This window comes from Campylobacter sp. 2018MI10, from assembly GCF_018501175.1.
In the GTDB taxonomy this organism is placed as follows: Bacteria; Campylobacterota; Campylobacteria; order Campylobacterales; family Campylobacteraceae; genus Campylobacter_E.
The window spans coordinates 145,100-162,482 of record NZ_JAHCZD010000001.1 but is presented as its reverse complement, the minus strand read 5'-3'; the positions used below and the strand labels follow the sequence as shown (position 1 = coordinate 162,482).

The 17,383-nt window shown below is 27.0% G+C and carries 23 protein-coding genes and 1 tRNA gene; 20 read left to right on the top strand and 4 right to left on the bottom strand.

Translation table 11 applies throughout. The features are described from left to right. Positions 1-5 precede the first annotated feature (5 nt). The 5 genes from KJR01_RS00805 to KJR01_RS00785 are packed head-to-tail and all read left to right on the top strand — an operon-like array spanning position 6 to position 3,202. Positions 6-266, top strand: a complete 261-nt coding sequence (locus tag KJR01_RS00805; RefSeq protein WP_214115905.1) for an RNA-binding S4 domain-containing protein — start codon at positions 6-8, stop codon at positions 264-266. Then, positions 250-648: a tRNA (adenosine(37)-N6)-threonylcarbamoyltransferase complex ATPase subunit type 1 TsaE gene (gene tsaE / locus KJR01_RS00800; protein WP_214115903.1), complete on the top strand. Its 399-nt coding sequence runs from the start codon at positions 250-252 to the stop codon at positions 646-648. Before KJR01_RS00805 ends, tsaE begins: the two co-directional genes overlap by 17 nt. Next, positions 635-1,357, top strand: coding sequence for an LPS export ABC transporter ATP-binding protein (gene lptB, locus KJR01_RS00795; protein WP_214115900.1), 723 nt, complete (start codon positions 635-637; stop codon positions 1,355-1,357). The genes tsaE and lptB overlap by 14 nt, the downstream gene beginning before the upstream one ends. Further along, a complete protein-coding gene (locus tag KJR01_RS00790; RefSeq protein WP_214115898.1) occupies positions 1,357-2,583 on the top strand; it encodes an RNA polymerase factor sigma-54 in 1,227 nt (408 codons plus the stop codon). The genes lptB and KJR01_RS00790 overlap by 1 nt, the downstream gene beginning before the upstream one ends. A gap of 4 nt (positions 2,584-2,587) precedes the next feature. Then, the gene (locus tag KJR01_RS00785; protein ID WP_214115896.1) at positions 2,588-3,202 is read left to right on the top strand and encodes a YggS family pyridoxal phosphate-dependent enzyme; all 615 of its coding nucleotides are present in this window, start codon (positions 2,588-2,590) and stop codon (positions 3,200-3,202) included. A 321-nt stretch (positions 3,203-3,523) separates the two neighbouring features. Here KJR01_RS00785 and galE read toward each other — a convergent pair whose 3' ends face one another. Next, a complete protein-coding gene (gene galE / locus KJR01_RS00780; protein ID WP_214115893.1) occupies positions 3,524-4,510 on the bottom strand; it encodes a UDP-glucose 4-epimerase GalE in 987 nt (328 codons plus the stop codon). Then, positions 4,507-5,592, bottom strand: a complete 1,086-nt coding sequence (truD, locus tag KJR01_RS00775) for a tRNA pseudouridine(13) synthase TruD (protein ID WP_214115891.1) — start codon at positions 5,590-5,592, stop codon at positions 4,507-4,509. Before truD ends, galE begins: the two co-directional genes overlap by 4 nt. 64 nt (positions 5,593-5,656) lie before the next feature. Between truD and KJR01_RS00770 the strand changes: the two genes are divergently transcribed. From KJR01_RS00770 to KJR01_RS00705, 14 genes are all read left to right on the top strand, one after another. Further along, positions 5,657-6,283, top strand: a complete 627-nt coding sequence (locus KJR01_RS00770; RefSeq protein WP_214115889.1) for a DUF5644 domain-containing protein — start codon at positions 5,657-5,659, stop codon at positions 6,281-6,283. Continuing rightward, on the top strand, positions 6,280-6,915 hold the full coding sequence (locus KJR01_RS00765; RefSeq protein ID WP_214115887.1) for an HdrB C-terminal domain-containing protein: 636 nt from the start codon (positions 6,280-6,282) through the stop codon (positions 6,913-6,915). The genes KJR01_RS00770 and KJR01_RS00765 overlap by 4 nt, the downstream gene beginning before the upstream one ends. Continuing rightward, positions 6,912-7,238, top strand: coding sequence for an ornithine carbamoyltransferase (locus KJR01_RS00760; RefSeq protein WP_214115885.1), 327 nt, complete (start codon positions 6,912-6,914; stop codon positions 7,236-7,238). Before KJR01_RS00765 ends, KJR01_RS00760 begins: the two co-directional genes overlap by 4 nt. Then, positions 7,228-7,782 (top strand): RsmD family RNA methyltransferase, encoded by a 555-nt coding sequence (locus KJR01_RS00755; protein WP_214115883.1) that lies wholly within the window; start codon positions 7,228-7,230, stop codon positions 7,780-7,782. Before KJR01_RS00760 ends, KJR01_RS00755 begins: the two co-directional genes overlap by 11 nt. Positions 7,783-7,880: 98 nt before the next feature. Beyond that, positions 7,881-8,195, top strand: coding sequence for a F0F1 ATP synthase subunit C (locus tag KJR01_RS00750; protein WP_214115881.1), 315 nt, complete (start codon positions 7,881-7,883; stop codon positions 8,193-8,195). A gap of 27 nt (positions 8,196-8,222) precedes the next feature. Continuing rightward, positions 8,223-8,307 (top strand) — tRNA-Leu (locus KJR01_RS00745). A 30-nt stretch (positions 8,308-8,337) separates the two neighbouring features. Beyond that, a complete protein-coding gene (locus tag KJR01_RS00740) occupies positions 8,338-8,703 on the top strand; it encodes a chemotaxis response regulator CheY (RefSeq protein WP_214115879.1) in 366 nt (121 codons plus the stop codon). Positions 8,704-8,705: 2 nt separating this feature from the next. Next, positions 8,706-9,533 (top strand): 50S ribosomal protein L11 methyltransferase, encoded by an 828-nt coding sequence (locus KJR01_RS00735; protein WP_214115877.1) that lies wholly within the window; start codon positions 8,706-8,708, stop codon positions 9,531-9,533. Next, positions 9,526-11,379, top strand: coding sequence for an ATP-dependent zinc metalloprotease FtsH (gene ftsH / locus KJR01_RS00730; RefSeq protein ID WP_214115875.1), 1,854 nt, complete (start codon positions 9,526-9,528; stop codon positions 11,377-11,379). Before KJR01_RS00735 ends, ftsH begins: the two co-directional genes overlap by 8 nt. Continuing rightward, positions 11,376-11,963, top strand: coding sequence for a hypothetical protein (locus KJR01_RS00725; protein WP_214115873.1), 588 nt, complete (start codon positions 11,376-11,378; stop codon positions 11,961-11,963). Before ftsH ends, KJR01_RS00725 begins: the two co-directional genes overlap by 4 nt. Position 11,964: 1 nt before the next feature. Continuing rightward, complete coding sequence (gene pssA, locus KJR01_RS00720) at positions 11,965-12,693, top strand: CDP-diacylglycerol--serine O-phosphatidyltransferase (protein ID WP_214115871.1); 729 nt, start codon at positions 11,965-11,967, stop codon at positions 12,691-12,693. Positions 12,694-12,698: 5 nt separating this feature from the next. After that, the gene (locus KJR01_RS00715) at positions 12,699-13,436 is read left to right on the top strand and encodes an NYN domain-containing protein (protein WP_214116012.1); all 738 of its coding nucleotides are present in this window, start codon (positions 12,699-12,701) and stop codon (positions 13,434-13,436) included. A 55-nt stretch (positions 13,437-13,491) separates the two neighbouring features. Beyond that, on the top strand, positions 13,492-15,003 hold the full coding sequence (locus tag KJR01_RS00710) for a 2-isopropylmalate synthase (RefSeq protein ID WP_214115869.1): 1,512 nt from the start codon (positions 13,492-13,494) through the stop codon (positions 15,001-15,003). Beyond that, on the top strand, positions 15,003-15,686 hold the full coding sequence (locus KJR01_RS00705; RefSeq protein ID WP_214115860.1) for a hypothetical protein: 684 nt from the start codon (positions 15,003-15,005) through the stop codon (positions 15,684-15,686). Before KJR01_RS00710 ends, KJR01_RS00705 begins: the two co-directional genes overlap by 1 nt. Before the next feature lies 1 nt (position 15,687). On the opposite strand, the gene KJR01_RS00700 is transcribed toward KJR01_RS00705, so the two are convergent. Continuing rightward, the gene (locus KJR01_RS00700; RefSeq protein WP_214115858.1) at positions 15,688-16,317 is read right to left on the bottom strand and encodes a thiamine diphosphokinase; all 630 of its coding nucleotides are present in this window, start codon (positions 16,315-16,317) and stop codon (positions 15,688-15,690) included. Further along, positions 16,314-16,922: a nicotinamide riboside transporter PnuC gene (pnuC, locus tag KJR01_RS00695; RefSeq protein ID WP_214115857.1), complete on the bottom strand. Its 609-nt coding sequence runs from the start codon at positions 16,920-16,922 to the stop codon at positions 16,314-16,316. The genes KJR01_RS00700 and pnuC overlap by 4 nt, the downstream gene beginning before the upstream one ends. Before the next feature lie 160 nt (positions 16,923-17,082). Here pnuC and rpsO point away from each other — a divergent pair, with 160 nt between their 5' ends. Further along, positions 17,083-17,355 carry a 30S ribosomal protein S15 gene (gene rpsO, locus KJR01_RS00690; protein ID WP_214115856.1) on the top strand — a complete coding sequence of 91 codons (273 nt, stop codon included), beginning with the start codon at positions 17,083-17,085 and terminating at the stop codon, positions 17,353-17,355. Positions 17,356-17,383 lie beyond the last annotated feature (28 nt).

Sequence of the window (17,383 nt, the reverse complement as noted above, 5' to 3'; positions counted from 1 at the left end):
TCTTTATGAGAGTAGATAAATTTTTAAATGCAGTAAATATCACAAAACGCCGTTCAATTTCACTTGATATGTGTAAAAACGGCGTTATTTGTATAAATGGAAATGTTGTTAAACCTAGTAAAGAAGTAAAAGTTGGCGATATTATAAGTCTAAATCTTTTAAACGAGCAAATCAGATTTAAGGTATTAGCTTTACCTACAACCAAAAATGTAGCTAAAGCAAAATCAAATGAATATGTGGAAAAACTAGATGATAATCAAGGCTAATTTAGATAATTTAGATTTAGTGGTAAATGAGTTTGGTGATAATGGGATTTATTTATTACAAGGCGATTTAGCTAGTGGAAAGACTACTTTAGTAAATAAAATAGCAAATAAAAAATTAAATCAAAAAGCAATTTCTCCAACTTTTAGTGTATTAAATACTTATAAAAACGATACTAATACGATTTATCATTATGATATTTATCAAAAAGGAACAAAAGCTTTTATAGAAAATGGTCTTTTTGAGAATTTGTTTAACGATGGTCTTCATTTAATTGAATGGGCTGATGATGATTTTATAAAAATATTAGAGCAATTTGCACTTAGATACAAGATTGTAAAAATTAGCACTAATAATGAAGGTAGGCTTTATGAGTTTAGTTAATTTAAAAGCGTGTGGTCTAAAAAAAAGTATAAAAAATATAGAAATTATAAAAAATGTAGATATTAGTATGGATAATTCTCAAATAGTAGGATTGTTTGGAAGTAATGGTGCAGGAAAAACTACTACATTTTATATGATTTGCGGACTTGTTAGCCCTAGTGCTGGGGATATTTTTTTAGATGATTTAAATATTACTAACGAGCCACTTCACAAACGCGCAATTCTAGGCATTGGTTATTTACCACAAGATTCAAGTGTTTTAAAAGATTTAAGTGTTTGGGAAAATATGCAAATTGCAGCAGAGCTTAAAGGGCTTAAAAATATAGATGAATTAATAGAAGAAAAATTAAATCTTTTAAAGATTTATGATAGAAAAGACCGCCTTGCAAAAAGTCTTAGCGGTGGGGAGCGTCGTAGATTAGAAATAGCTAGAGCTTTAGTTTTAGAGCCTAAGTTTTTATTACTTGATGAGCCTTTTGCTGGGGTTGATCCAAAAAGTATTAATGATGTTCAAAGCATTATTAAGGATTTAAAAGATTTAAATATAGGCGTATTAATTACTGACCATAATGTCCGTGAGACCCTTAGAATTTGTGATAAAGCTTATGTTTTAGATAGTGGTAGTATTTTAGCTAGTGGAAGTGCTAAAGAAATTGCAAATAATGAAATAGTAAAAAGCAAATATTTAGGTAAAAACTTTTCTTTATAATGTTAAAAGTTCGTCAGCAAGTAAGCCAAAAGCCAAAATTATCTCAAACCCTTAGAAGCTGGTTGCCACTGCTTCAAGCTAGTAGTGATGATTTAGAAGATGAAGTAAATAATCTAGCAAAAGATAATCCTTGTATAAAAATTAGCTCAAAAAAAGAAATAAATGATAAAAAATCTAACAAAAGTATAAGACAATTATATTCTAAAGGCGGTGGTTTGATTGAAGAATTAAATATCGCTAAAAAAAGCATATATGATGATTTAGAATTACAGCTTAATAAGACTTTATTTCCTACTCAAAAATCTCAAGAAATTGCAAGAATTATTATAAGTTGTCTTGATGAGAATGGATATTTTGTATATGATGAAAATATTTGTTTAGGATATTTATTAGAAGATATAGAAAAAGTTAGAAAGAGATTTTGCTACCTTGAGCCTTTAGGAGTTGGTGCTATTAATTATATTGAAGCTTTAGAGTTTTGCTTATTGAATGCGAATTTAGAAAATGAATTATTTTTATTATGTAAAAAGCTTATAAATGATTTGGATAATTTATCAAAATATACTAAAAATCCTTTATATAAAGACGCAATAAGAATTATAAAAAGCTTTAATTTACCGCCTTTTATTGATGATTTAGAAGATAGCAAAGAGATTATCCCTGATATTTATATCTTAAATGAGAATGGAAAATTAGAAATAATTATCAATGATGATTATTATCCGCAGATTGAAATTCAAGACTATAAAGAGTTAAAAGAACAAGTAAAAAATGCTAAAAATTTAGTAGATGCTTTAGAGATGAGAAAGGCGACTTTAAAAAAACTTGCCTTAATGATAGTTGAATATCAATATGATTATTTTTTAGGTGGAGATATTAAGCCATTAAAAATGCAGGATTTAGCAACCGAACTTGATAGAAATACTAGCACAATTAGCCGTGCAATAGCTAATAAATACATTAGCTCAAATCGTGGGATAATAGCTATTAAAGATTTTTTTGCAGCAGAATTAAACGATGGCACAAGTAATAAAACCATCAAAGAATTTGTAAGCGAATTAATCAAAAATGAAAATCACTTAAAACCTTTAAGCGATCAATTAATTTTAGAAAAAATAGAAAAAGAATTTAATGTAAAAATAGTAAGAAGAACTATCACAAAATATAGAAAATTACTAGATATTCCAAGCTCAAGCGAGAGAAAAAAATTATATTCATTAAGGTAGAAAAATGACTTATTTAGAACTAAAAGAAAAATATAAAGATATAAGAATTATAGCGGTTAGCAAATACACAACAGATGAGAAAATAATGGCTTTACATAAATTAGGACAAATTGAATTTGGCGAAAACAAAGTGCAGGATTTAGCTAGAAAAAAGGCTGAATTATCAAGTGATATTAATTGGCATTTCATAGGAAATTTGCAAAAAAACAAAGCTAATTTACTTATAAAAACAAAGCCTATTATGTGGCAAAGTTGCATTAATTTAGACCTTGCAAAATATGTTGATACTAGACTTGATTATGAGCTAGATACATTGCTTGAGATAAATGTGGCTAACGAAGATAGCAAGGCTGGTATTAATCCAAGTAAAGCGATTGATGAGTATTTAGCGATTAAACAAAATTGTAAATTCATAAAGCCTGTAGGGGTTATGTGTATAGGTGCTATGAGCGATGATATTAAGCAAATTATTAAGAGTTTTGATTTGTGTTATAAGATTTATGATGAGCTTAAAAAAGATGGAGCTAGGATTTGCTCTATGGGTATGAGTAGTGATTATGAAATAGCTATTAAAAGTGGAGCAAATATGATACGCTTAGGCAGCGTGCTATTTAATTAATAAAATAAATTTTCATTTTATAAGATAAGTTTTTATAGTTTTAGTTATCTTAATTTTATATAAAATATTATTAAATAATAAGAGCTATTTTAAGATATTATTTTTTAGTTTTATATAAAGTTTTGATTTTAAATTCCAAAATCTTTAATATCGTAAATATTGTTTATTACAAATACAAAATAAAATATATATAAGTTCTAAAATATCTTTATATTTAAAATATTGAAATTAACAATATAATATTAATTTGCTTTTTATTTTAAAGTATTATCTCCTATTTTAAATTCTTAAAATGTATTGAATTTAAAATAGGAATTGAGTTTATATTTTTAACTCCCATTCGTAAGCACTTTTGCAAATTAATTCAAGGTTGTCGTTACTATATTTCCAATCTGTTAAAGAAGTTATTTTTTTATTAGATGCTACAAGTGAGCTAGGATCTCCTGTGCGTCTATCTGCCATTTCTACTTTAAAATCATTACCACTGATTTTTTTCATAATATCAATTACTTCTTTTACGCTAGTTCCTTTTGAGTACCCAACATTAAAGGCTTGGCTTGTTTTTTGGTTTTTTAAATATTTTAATGCTTCAATATGTGCGATAGCCAAGTCATCAACATGTATATAATCTCTTACGCAAGTTCCATCAGGGGTATTATAATCATTACCATATAAATACATTTTATCTCTTTTATTAGCAGCACATTCAGCAGCTATTTTTATAAGTAAGCTAGATTTACTAAATTGACCTAAAGGTGCAATTAGGCTTGCTCCTGCAACATTAAAGTATCTTAATGCTATGAAATTAAATTCTTTCTTAGCATTTGATAAATCATTTAATATATATTCGCCTATTAGTTTTGTTAAACCATAAGGATTTATAGGATTTTTTGGAGTATCTTCTGTGATTAATTCATTAGTTTTTGGTTCTCCATAAGTTGCAGCAGAACTTGAGAAAATAAAATTATTAATATCGTATTTTTCACAAATTTTTAATAAATTAATCATATTTGATACATTATTATCATGATATTTTAATGGATTTTGTGTGCTTTCAAATACGCTAGTATTAGCTGCAAAATGCACTACACAATCTATTTTATTATTGGTTACTATTTGTTCTAATAGTTCTAAATTTCCAAAATTTCCTTCGTAGAATTTAAAATTATCAAATTTATTTAACACTTCTAAAGCCCTTGCATTTCCAGTGCTAATATTATCAATACCTATAACTTTATAATTATTCTTTAAAAAATGATAACTTGTAATTGAGCCAATATAACCTGCTGCACCTGTAATTAAAATCATTCTTCGTTCCTTTCTAAATGTATTATTTCATCAAGCACGACTGTTGCGTACGAGCCTTTTTGTAGGCTAAATTCAAGGCTAAGTTGTGCTAATTCTTCATTATAGTTAATTTTCTCATCATTTGTGTAAGTCCATAAATATCTTCTTGAACCATTTTGAGTTTTTAATAAATCAAAATAATCTTTATATATGCTATTTTCAATTTCGCCTAAAAAACCTTCATTTAATTTAGGTTTATTTCCTAGTATCAATCCAGAAGGGCTAATATCTCTTGCTAAAAATCTTTTTAAACCATCTTCTAAATTCTCATTAAATACCTTGCCGTAAGGATAATGCTCATATATTTCATTATCAAATAATTTAAAAAATTGTTCTTGTTTTTTTAGATTTTCAACTAAAGTTTTATCCTTATAAAGTGCTAATAATTCTTGTTTAGAAAAATCATTGCTAAATCTTGAAATTTCTATTCTTTTTGATAAATATGTGTTGAATAATTCGCTTTGAAATGCAGAAATTAAAAAGTTATTTAATTTATTATTTTTAAATTTTAATTCGTTTTTTAATATTTCTAAGCCTGTTTTTGCATTATCATTATCTTTGCCAAAACGCTGATAGCCATAATAATTAGGAAAGCCATTTTCTTTAATATTTGTAAAAATTTGTTCAATCTTTAAGGCGTCAATTTTATTAACTTTTTTTAATCTTATAAAAAATGAATTACCTTTTAAATGTCCGATTTTTAATTTATTATTGTGTAAAAAAGTATCAATAATTTTACATTTTTCATGAGAAAATTTAGCTAATTCTTTCTCGTATTTTTTAGGCATTGAAATGTATTGAAATGTAAGTCCTTGCTTGTCTTTAAGACCTGCGTAACCAAAATCTTTTGCTTTAATTCCTGTTGCTGCACTTAAATCTTTTAAAAGTTCATTTGTGCTTAAATCTTTCTTTTGTATATGTAAAATCAAATGCTCTCCAGAGCCACTAAATTCGTATAATGGTATTTCACGCACTACGAAATCGCTAGAATTTTTTGAAAAATAAACATTGATTTTTGAATGAGTGTTTGCTCTTAAATACATATTAAATCCTTTTAATAATTTATAACATTTTTTTGATATAAATTAGTAAAAAAGGAATTTTGTTATGAGAAGTTTTATTTTAAGAGTATTTAGATTTGATGCTAGTAGAGATTATGAGTTTTACTATAAGCCATATGAGATTAATTTAAAAGACATTAACGATAGTTCTACACTTTACGATGTTTTAGGGTTAGTAAAACAACAAGATAGATATTTTAATATGCCAGATTGTAATGAATTTGTAAGGATTGAAAATAAAGTTTTATCACTTAATACAAACATAAATGAACTTATTAAAAAATTTGGAAATGATTTTTGTGTAAGTGCAATTGATTTAAAAAGAGCAAAGCTTGATTTAATGTGTGATGATAGTGATTTTATAAAAGTTTTTGATTATTTTAAAAATATTTGCAATGCAGATGATTATAAAGATTATTTAACTTATAAATTTTTATATTATGCAAGTGATATTCGTGAATATAATGATGAATTTTTAGGTGATAGTGCGTTTGTGTTTGCAAATAAATTATTAGAAAAATATCCTAATAAAAGAAAAGATATTTTAGATATTGTTTTTGATAAGGAAAAAGGAATTGAGTATAGTGTAAGCTTAAAACCATTCTTATATAGTGATTATGAAAAATATGAAGAAATTAAAAATTCTTTAAAACATCAAAAGGAGATTAGATGATAACTTTAATAAATGATGATTTTAATTTTTCTAATTTATTAAAAGGTGATTATAGAAAAACCTACGTAAAAACACCTAGTTTTATGAGTGAATATAAAGCAGATGAATATAAAAAAGAATTTGATTCTTGTTTAGGAGAGATGAATTTAATCTGCGATACTAGTATTTTAGATTATGCAAAGAAAAATTATAAAAACGCTTCATGTGTTATTCAAGATTTACAAAATATAGAAATTAAAAACGATTTTAATGGTTTTAATGTAGCTGTTTATCGTGGTTTTACCATTGATTTATTTTTACATTTTTTAAAAAAGACTAAGGCAAAATTAATAAATTACGAAACTCAAGAATTTGAAAATGGTTTTAGATTTTTAGATTTTGATAAACAAGTAGCATATAAAAAAGCAGCTAAGATAGTTTTAGATGCTTATGATAGCGGTGCTGATTTTTTAGTAGTTGGCGATAGTTTAAGCTTTAAAATGTTTGATACATTAAGTGGCGAATTACAAAAAGTATCTAATAGAGATTTTAGTGATTTTTATATTTTACATATGGCTGAGTTCATAGCTTTAGCTAATGGTAATATTCCAGCTAGTCTTAAAGAACATAAATTAAAGGTTAGTTTGGTATGAAAATAGCCATTGCGTGCAAAGATATTTTATTAGAAAAGACTTTAATATTATTTTTACAAGATTATTTAGCAAATAAAAAAGATTGCGATTTTTTAATCACTGATGAAAAATTAATGCACGCAAAAAAACCACAATTTATAATAGGTTTTAATAATGCACATTTAAAATTGCCTTTTAGTAAAGAGCAATTAATTGATGCTTTATATGAGTTTTCAAGCACAATAAATCAAGATGATAATAAGGTTTTAAGTTTTGAAGAAAAACTTGATAAATTACTTAATAAATTTAAATATGATTTACTTCAATTAATGTATGAAAAATAATGTTTTAAGAGTTCAGAGCGGTTTTTTAAAAGGTAAAATTTTAGAAAATCCATCAAAAGATACTACAAGAGCTACAAAAAGTATAGTTAAGTCTTGTGTTTTTAATGTTTTAAGAGATGAATTAAGGGAATATGTTTTTATAGAAGCATTTGGCGGTAGTGCTAGTATGGCGATTGAGGCTATTAGTAATTATGCTAAAAAGGCATTTGCTATTGAAATTGATAAATTAGCGTATAAAAGTGCTTTAAAAAATACAAAAGATTTAAATATAGAAGTTTTAAATGACGATACTTTTAAAGCTTTACCTAATATTATTACTAAATTACAAAATGAAAAAACTATTCTTTATTTAGACCCGCCATTTGATATTAGAGATGGTTTTAGCGATGTATATTTGAAAATCAAGAATTTGTATGAGAATTTAGATTGTGATATTGTCATTATAGAGCATTCTAGCAAGGTTGAATTTGCATCTTTAAAATATACCTTATTTAAGGTAAAAAAATTCGGCAACACAACTCTTAGTTTTTTTACTAGGTCTTAATTTATTTACTTTAGCTTAATAGAATATAGAGCATAATTTTTTTAGTAGGGATACGCAAGCCGAAAGGAAAATTATATATATTTTTATTAGGAGATTTTATGAAAAAGTTTTTATTAGTTTTACTTGCTTTTTCTAGTGTTGCTTTTGCTGCAGAAACTGAAATCGGTAGCGAGTTATTAAAAGCTTGTTCTGTTTTAGCTGCTGGTATTGGCTTAGGTGTTGCTGCACTTGGTGGTGCTATTGGTATGGGTCATGCTGCTGCTGCGACTATTGCAGGAACTGCTAGAAACCCTAGTTTAGGTGGTAAATTATCAACAACTATGTTTATTGCTATTGCGTTAATTGAAGCACAAGTAATTTATGCTCTAGTTATTGGATTAGTATTATTATACGCTAACCCATTTTTAGGATAATTTTAGGCTACTTTTGTAGCCTTTTTTGCGTTTATGGTGGAATTGGTAGACACGCTATCTTGAGGGGGTAGTGCCAACAGGTGTGCGAGTTCAAGTCTCGCTAAACGCACCATGAAAAATAATATTACAAAAGGATTTTGAAGTGAAATTATTAGTAGTAGATGATAGCTCTACAATGAGAAGAATTATTAAAAATACTTTACAAAGATTAGGTCATGAGGATGTTTTAGAAGCTGAACATGGCGTGGAAGCTTGGGGATTGTTATGTGCAAATAGCGATATTGATGTTTTAATAACAGATTGGAATATGCCTGAAATGAATGGTCTTGAACTTGTTAAAAAAGTAAGAGCTGAAGCTAAATATGCAGATATGCCAATCATCATGGTAACTACTGAAGGTGGTAAAGCAGAAGTTATTACAGCATTAAAAGCTGGTGTTAATAACTATATAGTAAAACCTTTTACTCCACAAGTATTAAAAGAAAAATTAGAAGATGTTTTAGGATAATTATGCGTAATACTTATCAAGAATTAGTTATTAAAACAAATAATTTGGAGTTTATTAGTGATTTTGTATTTGCGTTTGATGTTGATGCAATTGAAGAAAAAAATGATGAATTAATTGTAAGAAGTGATAATAATCTTGATGATTTAGTTTTTGCATTAGGCGAGTTAAAACAAAAACTTAATGATGCTAATTTAAATATTAATCTTACTTATGAACTTTGTGAAAAAGAGAATAAGGATTGGATTAATGAATATAAGAAAAATATAAAGCCAATTTTAATAGATAACATATATATACATACTACTTGGCAAGAGCCTAAAGCAGGCTATGTAAATCTAAAAATAGACCCAGCTTTAGCTTTTGGCTCAGGTCATCATGAAAGCACAAATTCTTGTGTTGAATTTTTGCAAAAATATTATAAAGGTTGCAAAACAGGACTTGATGTAGGATGTGGTAGTGGAATTTTATCTTTAGTTATGGCTAATTATGGCATTAGTGTTGATTCTTGTGATACTGATGAATTAGCAATTATGAGTACTAAAAATAATTTTGAGTTAAATAATCTTAAAATTAATAATATTTGGCAAGGTTCTTGCGATAAAGCCAAAAAGAAATATGATTTAGTAGTAGCAAATATAGTTGCCGATGTGATATTAATTATTAAAAATGATTTGATAAAAAGTCTTAATGAGAACGGAGTTTTAATTCTTTCTGGTATTTTAAATACTTATTCTGAAAGGATTAAAAGTCAATTTTCTTCACTAACTTTAGTTGATGAGAAAATAAAAGGAGATTGGCTAACTTTAGTTTATAAGGTGAAAAATGAATAATAATGAAAATAAGAATTCTAATAAAAATCCAATAGTTATATTTTTAATTTTTTCACTATTGGTATTTGGTGGGTTTTCTTTATTTTTTGAAGAAGGTGGAATAGCTGATAACGGAAATAAAATAAGTTATTCTGACTTTAAGAAAAAAATAGAGACAGGTGAAATAACAAAAGTTCAAATAGGACAAACTCAAATAAAAGGTAGCGGGCTTAACTCTAGTTATACTGCAAACTTAGTAAGAGATTCAAATCTTACTACTTTACTTGATAGTAAAAATGTAAATTACACATCTTATTCTGAAAATAACTTTTTATCTAATTTATTATTTACTTGGATAATTCCAATTTTTATATTTTTTGCTATTTGGGGATTTATTACAAACAGAATGCAAAAGAAAATGGGTGGTGGAATTTTAGGAATTGGAAACTCAAAAAAATTAGTAAATTCTGAAAAACCAAAAGTAAAATTTGATGATGTAGCAGGTGTTGAAGAAGCAAAAGAAGAAGTAAAAGAAATAGTAGATTTTCTAAAATACCCAGAAAGATATATTAAATTAGGTGCTAAAATTCCAAAAGGTTTATTATTGGTTGGACCTCCAGGCACAGGTAAAACTCTTTTAGCAAAAGCAGTTGCAGGTGAAGCTGATGTTCCATTTTTTAGTGTTTCGGGTTCAAGTTTTATAGAAATGTTTGTAGGTGTTGGCGCTAGTCGTGTTAGAGATTTATTTGAAAACGCTAAAAAAGAAGCTCCGGCAATTATTTTTATAGATGAAATTGATGCTATTGGTAAATCTCGTGCAGCAGGTTCACATATGGGTGGGCACGATGAAAGGGAACAAACTTTAAATCAGCTTTTAGCTGAAATGGATGGGTTTGGTTCAGAAAGCCCTGTAATTGTATTAGCAGCTACAAATAGACCTGAAGTGCTAGATGCAGCATTACTTAGACCGGGTCGTTTTGATAGACAAGTTTTAGTTGATAAGCCAGATTTTAAAGGAAGATGCGATATTTTAAGCGTTCATATGAAAGATGTAAAAATTGCTAAAGAAGTTAAAGTTGAAGATATTGCAAGACTTACGGCAGGACTTGCTGGAGCTGATTTGGCAAATATAATAAATGAAGCTGCATTACTTGCAGGAAGAAATAATAAAAAAGAAGTAGAGCAAGGCGATTTAACTGAAGCAGTTGAAAGAGCTATTGCAGGACTTGAGAAAAAATCAAGAAGAATAAGTGATAAAGAGAAAAAAATTGTAACATATCATGAGTGTGGACATGCTTTAATAGCAGAGACAACAAAAGGTGCTAAAAAAGTTACAAAAGTTTCTGTTATTCCTAGAGGTTTAGCAGCGCTTGGTTATACTTTAAATACTCCTGAAGAAAATAAATTCTTAATGCAAAGACACGAGTTGATTGCAGAAGTTGATGTTCTTTTAGGTGGTCGTGCAGCTGAGCATGTATTTATTAAAGAGATTTCAACAGGTGCTAGTAATGATTTAGAAAGAGCAACCGATATTATAAAAGCAATGGTTTCTATGTATGGTATGAGTGATATTGCTGGGCTTATGGTTTTAGAAAAACAAAGAAATCAATTCTTAGGTGGTGGTCAAACTATCAAGGATTATTCAGATGATATGGCTCATAAATTAGATGAATATGTTAAAAACTTACTTGATGAGAGATTTAAATCTGTTGTTGCTACTTTAGAACAATATAGTGGAGCAATTGAAACAATGGTTGAAAAACTTTATGAAAAAGAAGTAATAGAAGGTAGTGAAGTAAGAGAAATAATTAAAAATTATGAAATAGAAAATAATTTTGAAACTAGATTAAGTGAGATAGAAAAATGAATTTAATAGCAAATTGTGGAAAAAAGATAATATTAATTGCTTGGATAATATTTATATTATTTACTTTAATATTTTCTTTTTCTTGTTTGTTATTTTTAATTTTAGTATTACTACATTTATTTTATAAAAGGGTTGAGAGAGAAATCACTGATTATGATAATAATACTATAGTAAGTCCAATTGATGCAAAGGTAGTTGGAATATATGTTGATGAAGATAATAAAAATATAGTATTAACTTTAGAAAAAAATTATTTTAGCTTATTTTTAAATTCTTCAGAAGTTAGAAGTGTGATAAAGTCTGAAGATATTTATAAAAAGCAATTTAATGGTTTAAAATATAATGATAATTTTTATTCAAATGCTACTGAAATAGTATTCAATAAAGATATTTCATTAATTTTAAAACCTGCTAGGTATTGTGTAAATTCTTTTTATGACATAAAAAAAGCTTTTAAAGGTCAAAGAATTGGATTTTTTTCAACAGGATTGGTTGATATAAAATTACCATATAATTGCACTTTATTAGTTGGAATGCACGATAAAATCTTAGCTAATGCAGATATTGCAAAGATTGGAGAATAAAATGGAAAAAAATTCTCATAAATTAGCTTATATTTTACCTAATTTATTTACAGCAGCATCTATATTTTTAGGCGTTTTAAGTATTTTAGCGTCTATTAAAGGCGATTATGATAAAGCTATGATTTTAATTATAGTAAGTTTGATTTGTGATGGCCTTGATGGTCGTGTGGCAAGACTTACAAATACAGCTTCAAAATTTGGAGTAGAATTTGATAGTTTAGCTGATATTATTGCTTTTGGAGTTGCACCTGCAGTACTATTTTATTTTAATTTAGGTCAAGAGTATGGAAGACTTGGTTCTCTTGCTATGGCTGTTTTTATAATATTTGGTGCAATTCGCTTAGCTAGATTTAATGTTACAACAGGCACATATGACCCAAGAGTTTTTATAGGTCTTCCAATTCCAACGGCTGCGGTTGTTTTAGGTATTTGGGTTGTGTTTTATAAACACCATTTTGATAATAATTCATTTATAGAAATTTTTATTATATTTCTTACGTTTTTATTGTCATTTTTGATGGTGAGTAATGTAAGGTATCCAAGTTTTAAAAAGATAGAATTTCAAAAAGCAAATATTTTAAAAGCTTTAGTAATTTTAATTTTTATTTGTTCTCTTATATATTTACGTCCTTTAGAGATTTTTACTTTAATAATGAGTGCTTATGTTATTTATGGTTTATCAAGAGCGATTTATAATTTATATATAAAAAAGATTAAAAAAGTAGGATAAATATGTTGGATAATAGTAGCGTAGCAGTATTTATAGATGCAGAAAATATACCTGCTAAATATGCTAGAGAAATATTTGACTACGCTTCTAATTATGGAAATGTTATTATTAAAAGAATATATGCTGATTGGAGTAAAGAAAATATTCAAAATTGGCGTGAAAAAATATTTGATTATGGCATTATTGCAATGCAGCAATTTTCTACTTCATCGGGTAAAAACTCATCTGATATGTATCTTACAACCGAAGCTTTAAGCATATTTTATGAAAAACAAATAGATGTTTTTGTGATAGTTTCAGGTGATAGTGATTATACGAGTTTGGCTCAAAAATTAAGAGAAAACAAAAAATTAGTAATTGGAATAGGAACTAATAAATCTTTAAAATCATATGTAAATTCATTTAATGAGTTTTTTTATTTGGATAATGAAAAAGTTAAAAGTAGTGATAAAGACAGATTAAAAGCAATTCCAAAAGAGCAATTAAAAGAATTAGAACAAATAATTGATAATTTAATTGATGAAAAAACTAGAGCAGAATATGCAGTAATAAATACATATATGCAGAAAAAATATTCTGATTTTCACGCTAAAAATTATGGTTTTAGTAGTTTTAGACAATTAATTGAGAATTTTATTTTAAAACATAAGGAATATCAAGAAAAAGTATCTGATGATAGATGTACTTATTATCTTGTGAAAAATTCTACACTCCTTCGCCCAAACAAGGGCGATATAGACTAAAAATTTATTAATAATACATATACTAACAATACATTAAATTAAAGGAAAGAAAAAAATGAGTGAAAGAATTATAATATTTGATACAACTTTAAGAGATGGTGAGCAAAGTCCAGGTGCTTCAATGAATACAGAAGAAAAAATCCAAATAGCTTTAGCGCTTGAGCGTTTGGGTGTTGATGTTATGGAAGTAGGGTTTGCAGCATCTAGTCCAGGAGATTACGAAGCGATTAATAAAATTGCACAAATTATTAAAAACTCAAGCGTTTGTTCTCTTGCAAGATGTGTAGAAAACGACATTATTCAAGCAGGTAAAGCACTTGAACCAGCAGCTAAAAAACGTATTCATACTTTTATTGCGACAAGTCCAATTCATATGGAATACAAGCTTAAAAAATCTCCAGCAGAAGTTCTAGCAACTGCAGTTAAGAATGTAAAATTAGCTAAGAGTTTATGTGATGATGTTGAGTTTTCTTGTGAAGATGCTTTAAGAAGTGATGTAAATTTTTTAAAAGAAATGGCAGATGCAGTTTATGAAGCAGGTGCAAGGACATTTAATATCCCTGATACGGTTGGATATAGATTACCTGATGAGATTTATAAGGTATTTAAAGAAATTAGCGATTATACAAAAGGAAGACTTATAGTATCAGCACACAATCACAATGATTTAGGTTTAGCTACTGCAAACACACTTGCTGCTATTAAAGGTGGTGCTAGACAAATTGAAGTAACTCTAAACGGCTTAGGTGAGCGTGCAGGAAACGCTGCTTTAGAAGAAGTTGTGATGGCTTTAAAGGTTAGAGCTGATGAATTAGGCGAGTTTTATACCACAATTAATCATAAAGAAATTTATCCATCAAGTAGATTATTGTCAAATATAATCGGTGTAAATCCACAACCAAATAAAGCAATAGTAGGTAAAAATGCCTTTTCTCACGAAAGTGGAATTCATCAAGATGGCGTGTTAAAACACCCTGAAACTTATGAGATTATGAAAGCTAGTGATATAGGCTTAGTTCAAGATAATTTAGTTTTAGGAAAACATAGTGGAAGAGCAGCGTTTAATGATAAATTAAAATCTCTTGGCTTTACATTAGATACTGATGAGTTAAATCGTGCATTTGCAGAGTTTAAAGACCTTTGCGATAAGAAAAAAGAAGTATTTGATGAGGATTTAATAGCAATAGTTGCTGCTGATAAGATTAAAATAGAAGAGAAATTTAAGCTTATAAATCTTCAAGTAAGCGATTGTTCATCAGCACTTGCGACTGCTGCTGTTACTATGGAGTGCGATGGAGAAATATTTAGCGAAGCGGCTATTGGAGATGGTGTAATTGATGCGGTATTTAAAGTAATTGATAGAGCTAGCAAGGTAAATGGTAGCTTGCTTGATTATAAGGTTGATGCGGTTAGTAAAGGTAAAGATGCTTTAGCTCAAGTTAGTGTAAAAGTTAGCTTTGAAGGTCAGCGTGCAATCATTGGTCACGGGCTTGACCTTGATACTATGAAAGCTAGTGCTAAGGCATATTTAGGTGCATTAAATAGCTATATTTCAATGAACAAATGATGAAAAAAGTTATAGAATTTGTAAAGGAGTTTAATAAGTTTGCTAAGGATAATTCCTTAGCACTTATAGAATTAGAACAAGCAAATTTCATAGCTAGTGCAAAAGACACTTTAAATCTTAGTAATATTGTAAAAAATATTATTTCTATTAAATTTTATAACCTTTATAAAGGAATAATTTTTTCTGATTTAGATTTATTTGTAGATAGAATACAAATATCACAATTTAGCCTAATTGATAAAAAACATATGTTGCTTTTATTAATAGCTAGTAGAAGTGAAAAATACGCTCAAACTCTAACCAGTAGTTTAAGAGAAGATGAAAGAAAATTTCTTAATACTTATCTTAAAAAAACTAAGGAATTTGTAAATTATGTATTGGATAAAAACAATAAAGACGAAATAGCTTTATTTTTATATGATTTAAATTCTTTTAGAAAATACTTAAAAAAAGATGAATTTTTAATGCCTACGAAAATTTCTAATGCTTTTAATTGGGTTAAAAAAATTGATGATAAAAATATTTTAGATGAATTAGAAAATAGTAAAAAATCATTATTTTTATCAAGAAGAAAATATTATGATAAATTAAATATATATGAAGATGTTGTGAAAGATTATAAAAAATATGAAAAAAAATTAGATTTAATTATTAAAGAGTTTAAATCAAATTCTAATTTATAAATTAAGTAAAATTCAAATATACTAAAAGTTCTTTATTATTATGATTTTTGATACTAAAAGTATTGCCTAATGCTTCGTTTAAAGTCCCACTATTTAGATATTTAAAATTAAAATTATTTAGCTCATATTTAAGGTTTTGTGAGCTAAATTTAGCTTTTTTATCAAGGCAAAATAATGATATTTGCTGACCTTTGTAAGAATTAGCAGTAAAATCAGTATTTTTTATAAAAAATTCCCCGTAATTTGTGATTAATTTTAGATTTATTATCTTATTAAAGCGATTTTTTAATTTAAAATATTGAAACAATAAAGCTATATTTGCTATAAAATGATCATCTCTTTTGCCCCCAGCACCAAGGATAAAAATATCACTAAAATCCATTGATAAAGCGTATTTATAGGCTTTTGTTAAGTCATTTGTGTTTTGATTTTTTACTTTAATTATTTTTGCTTTTGTTTTTAGATTTTGAAAACTATCTAAATCCCCAATAATTACATTAGGCTCATAATTATTAGCCAAAAGCAAATTAGCAGCACCATCACAAGCTATTACAAAATCAGCATTTTTTAGATAATTTAAGGTTATTTTATTGGTGCAAAACTCCCCATTAGCCATAATCACGCAAGTCATTTTAAATCCTTTTTCCAAGAAAATAAGTAAATAATACCTAAGATAAAAAATAAAATCATAAGCATTAATACAGCTAAATTAGAACTATCTTCAATGTAAAGAATAGTCCAAATATAAATAGAAGCAATGTTTGAAATACTTATATAAATATAATGATTTATTATTTTTTTTAGACTTAAAATAGTTGCTATAAGCCCACTTGAGAATATAAAGCTTTCAAGATAAATAAATCTTGATTCTAAATTCTGTAAATAAAAAGAATAAAAATAAGCAATAATAAAAATTGCTATATAAATTAATATGAAATTTTTCAAGCTTAAAGTCTTAATCAAAGTATTTTTATTCCAATAAAAATAGCCATAAATCATCATAGGAAAATAGCATAATAAATACAAAAATACTTCTCCAAAAAGTCTATTTATATAAGCAATATAAGCATAAATTAAAGCATTAAATACACCTACAATAAAGCATAATTTATTTTTTACTCCCATTAATAATACATATAAAATTCCAGTAAAAAGAGCAAAAAAGTTTAAAATATTTGAATTAGTAAAATAAGCAAAAGCTAAACTAAAAATAAGCGAAGTTAAAAATAATCTCATAATATCTCCTTAATCAGCATTACCTGTCCAAGTTCAATGGGTTTAATCTCAGCTAAAAGCACCCCAAAAAAATCTTATTATAATTATAAAAATTAATAATCTTATTAATCAATTTGTTTTATAATCACAGCTTTTAATTTACACCAATTTGGAGGTCAAAATGGCTTTGGATTCGGCAAGAAAAGCTGAAATTATCAGCAAATATGCAAGATTTGGTGGCGACACAGGTTCGTCTGAAGTTCAAATTGCTTTACTTACAGAAAGAATTGCAATATTAACAGAACACTTAAAAGTATTTAAAAAAGACTTTTCATCAAGACTAGGACTACTTAAATTAGTTGGTCAAAGAAAAAGACTTTTAAAATATTTAAAAGCTACAAAATACGATGTTTATGTTAAATTAATTAACGAATTAAACATTAGAGATAAATAATTCTTAGCCCCTTTTTGGGGCAAAATAC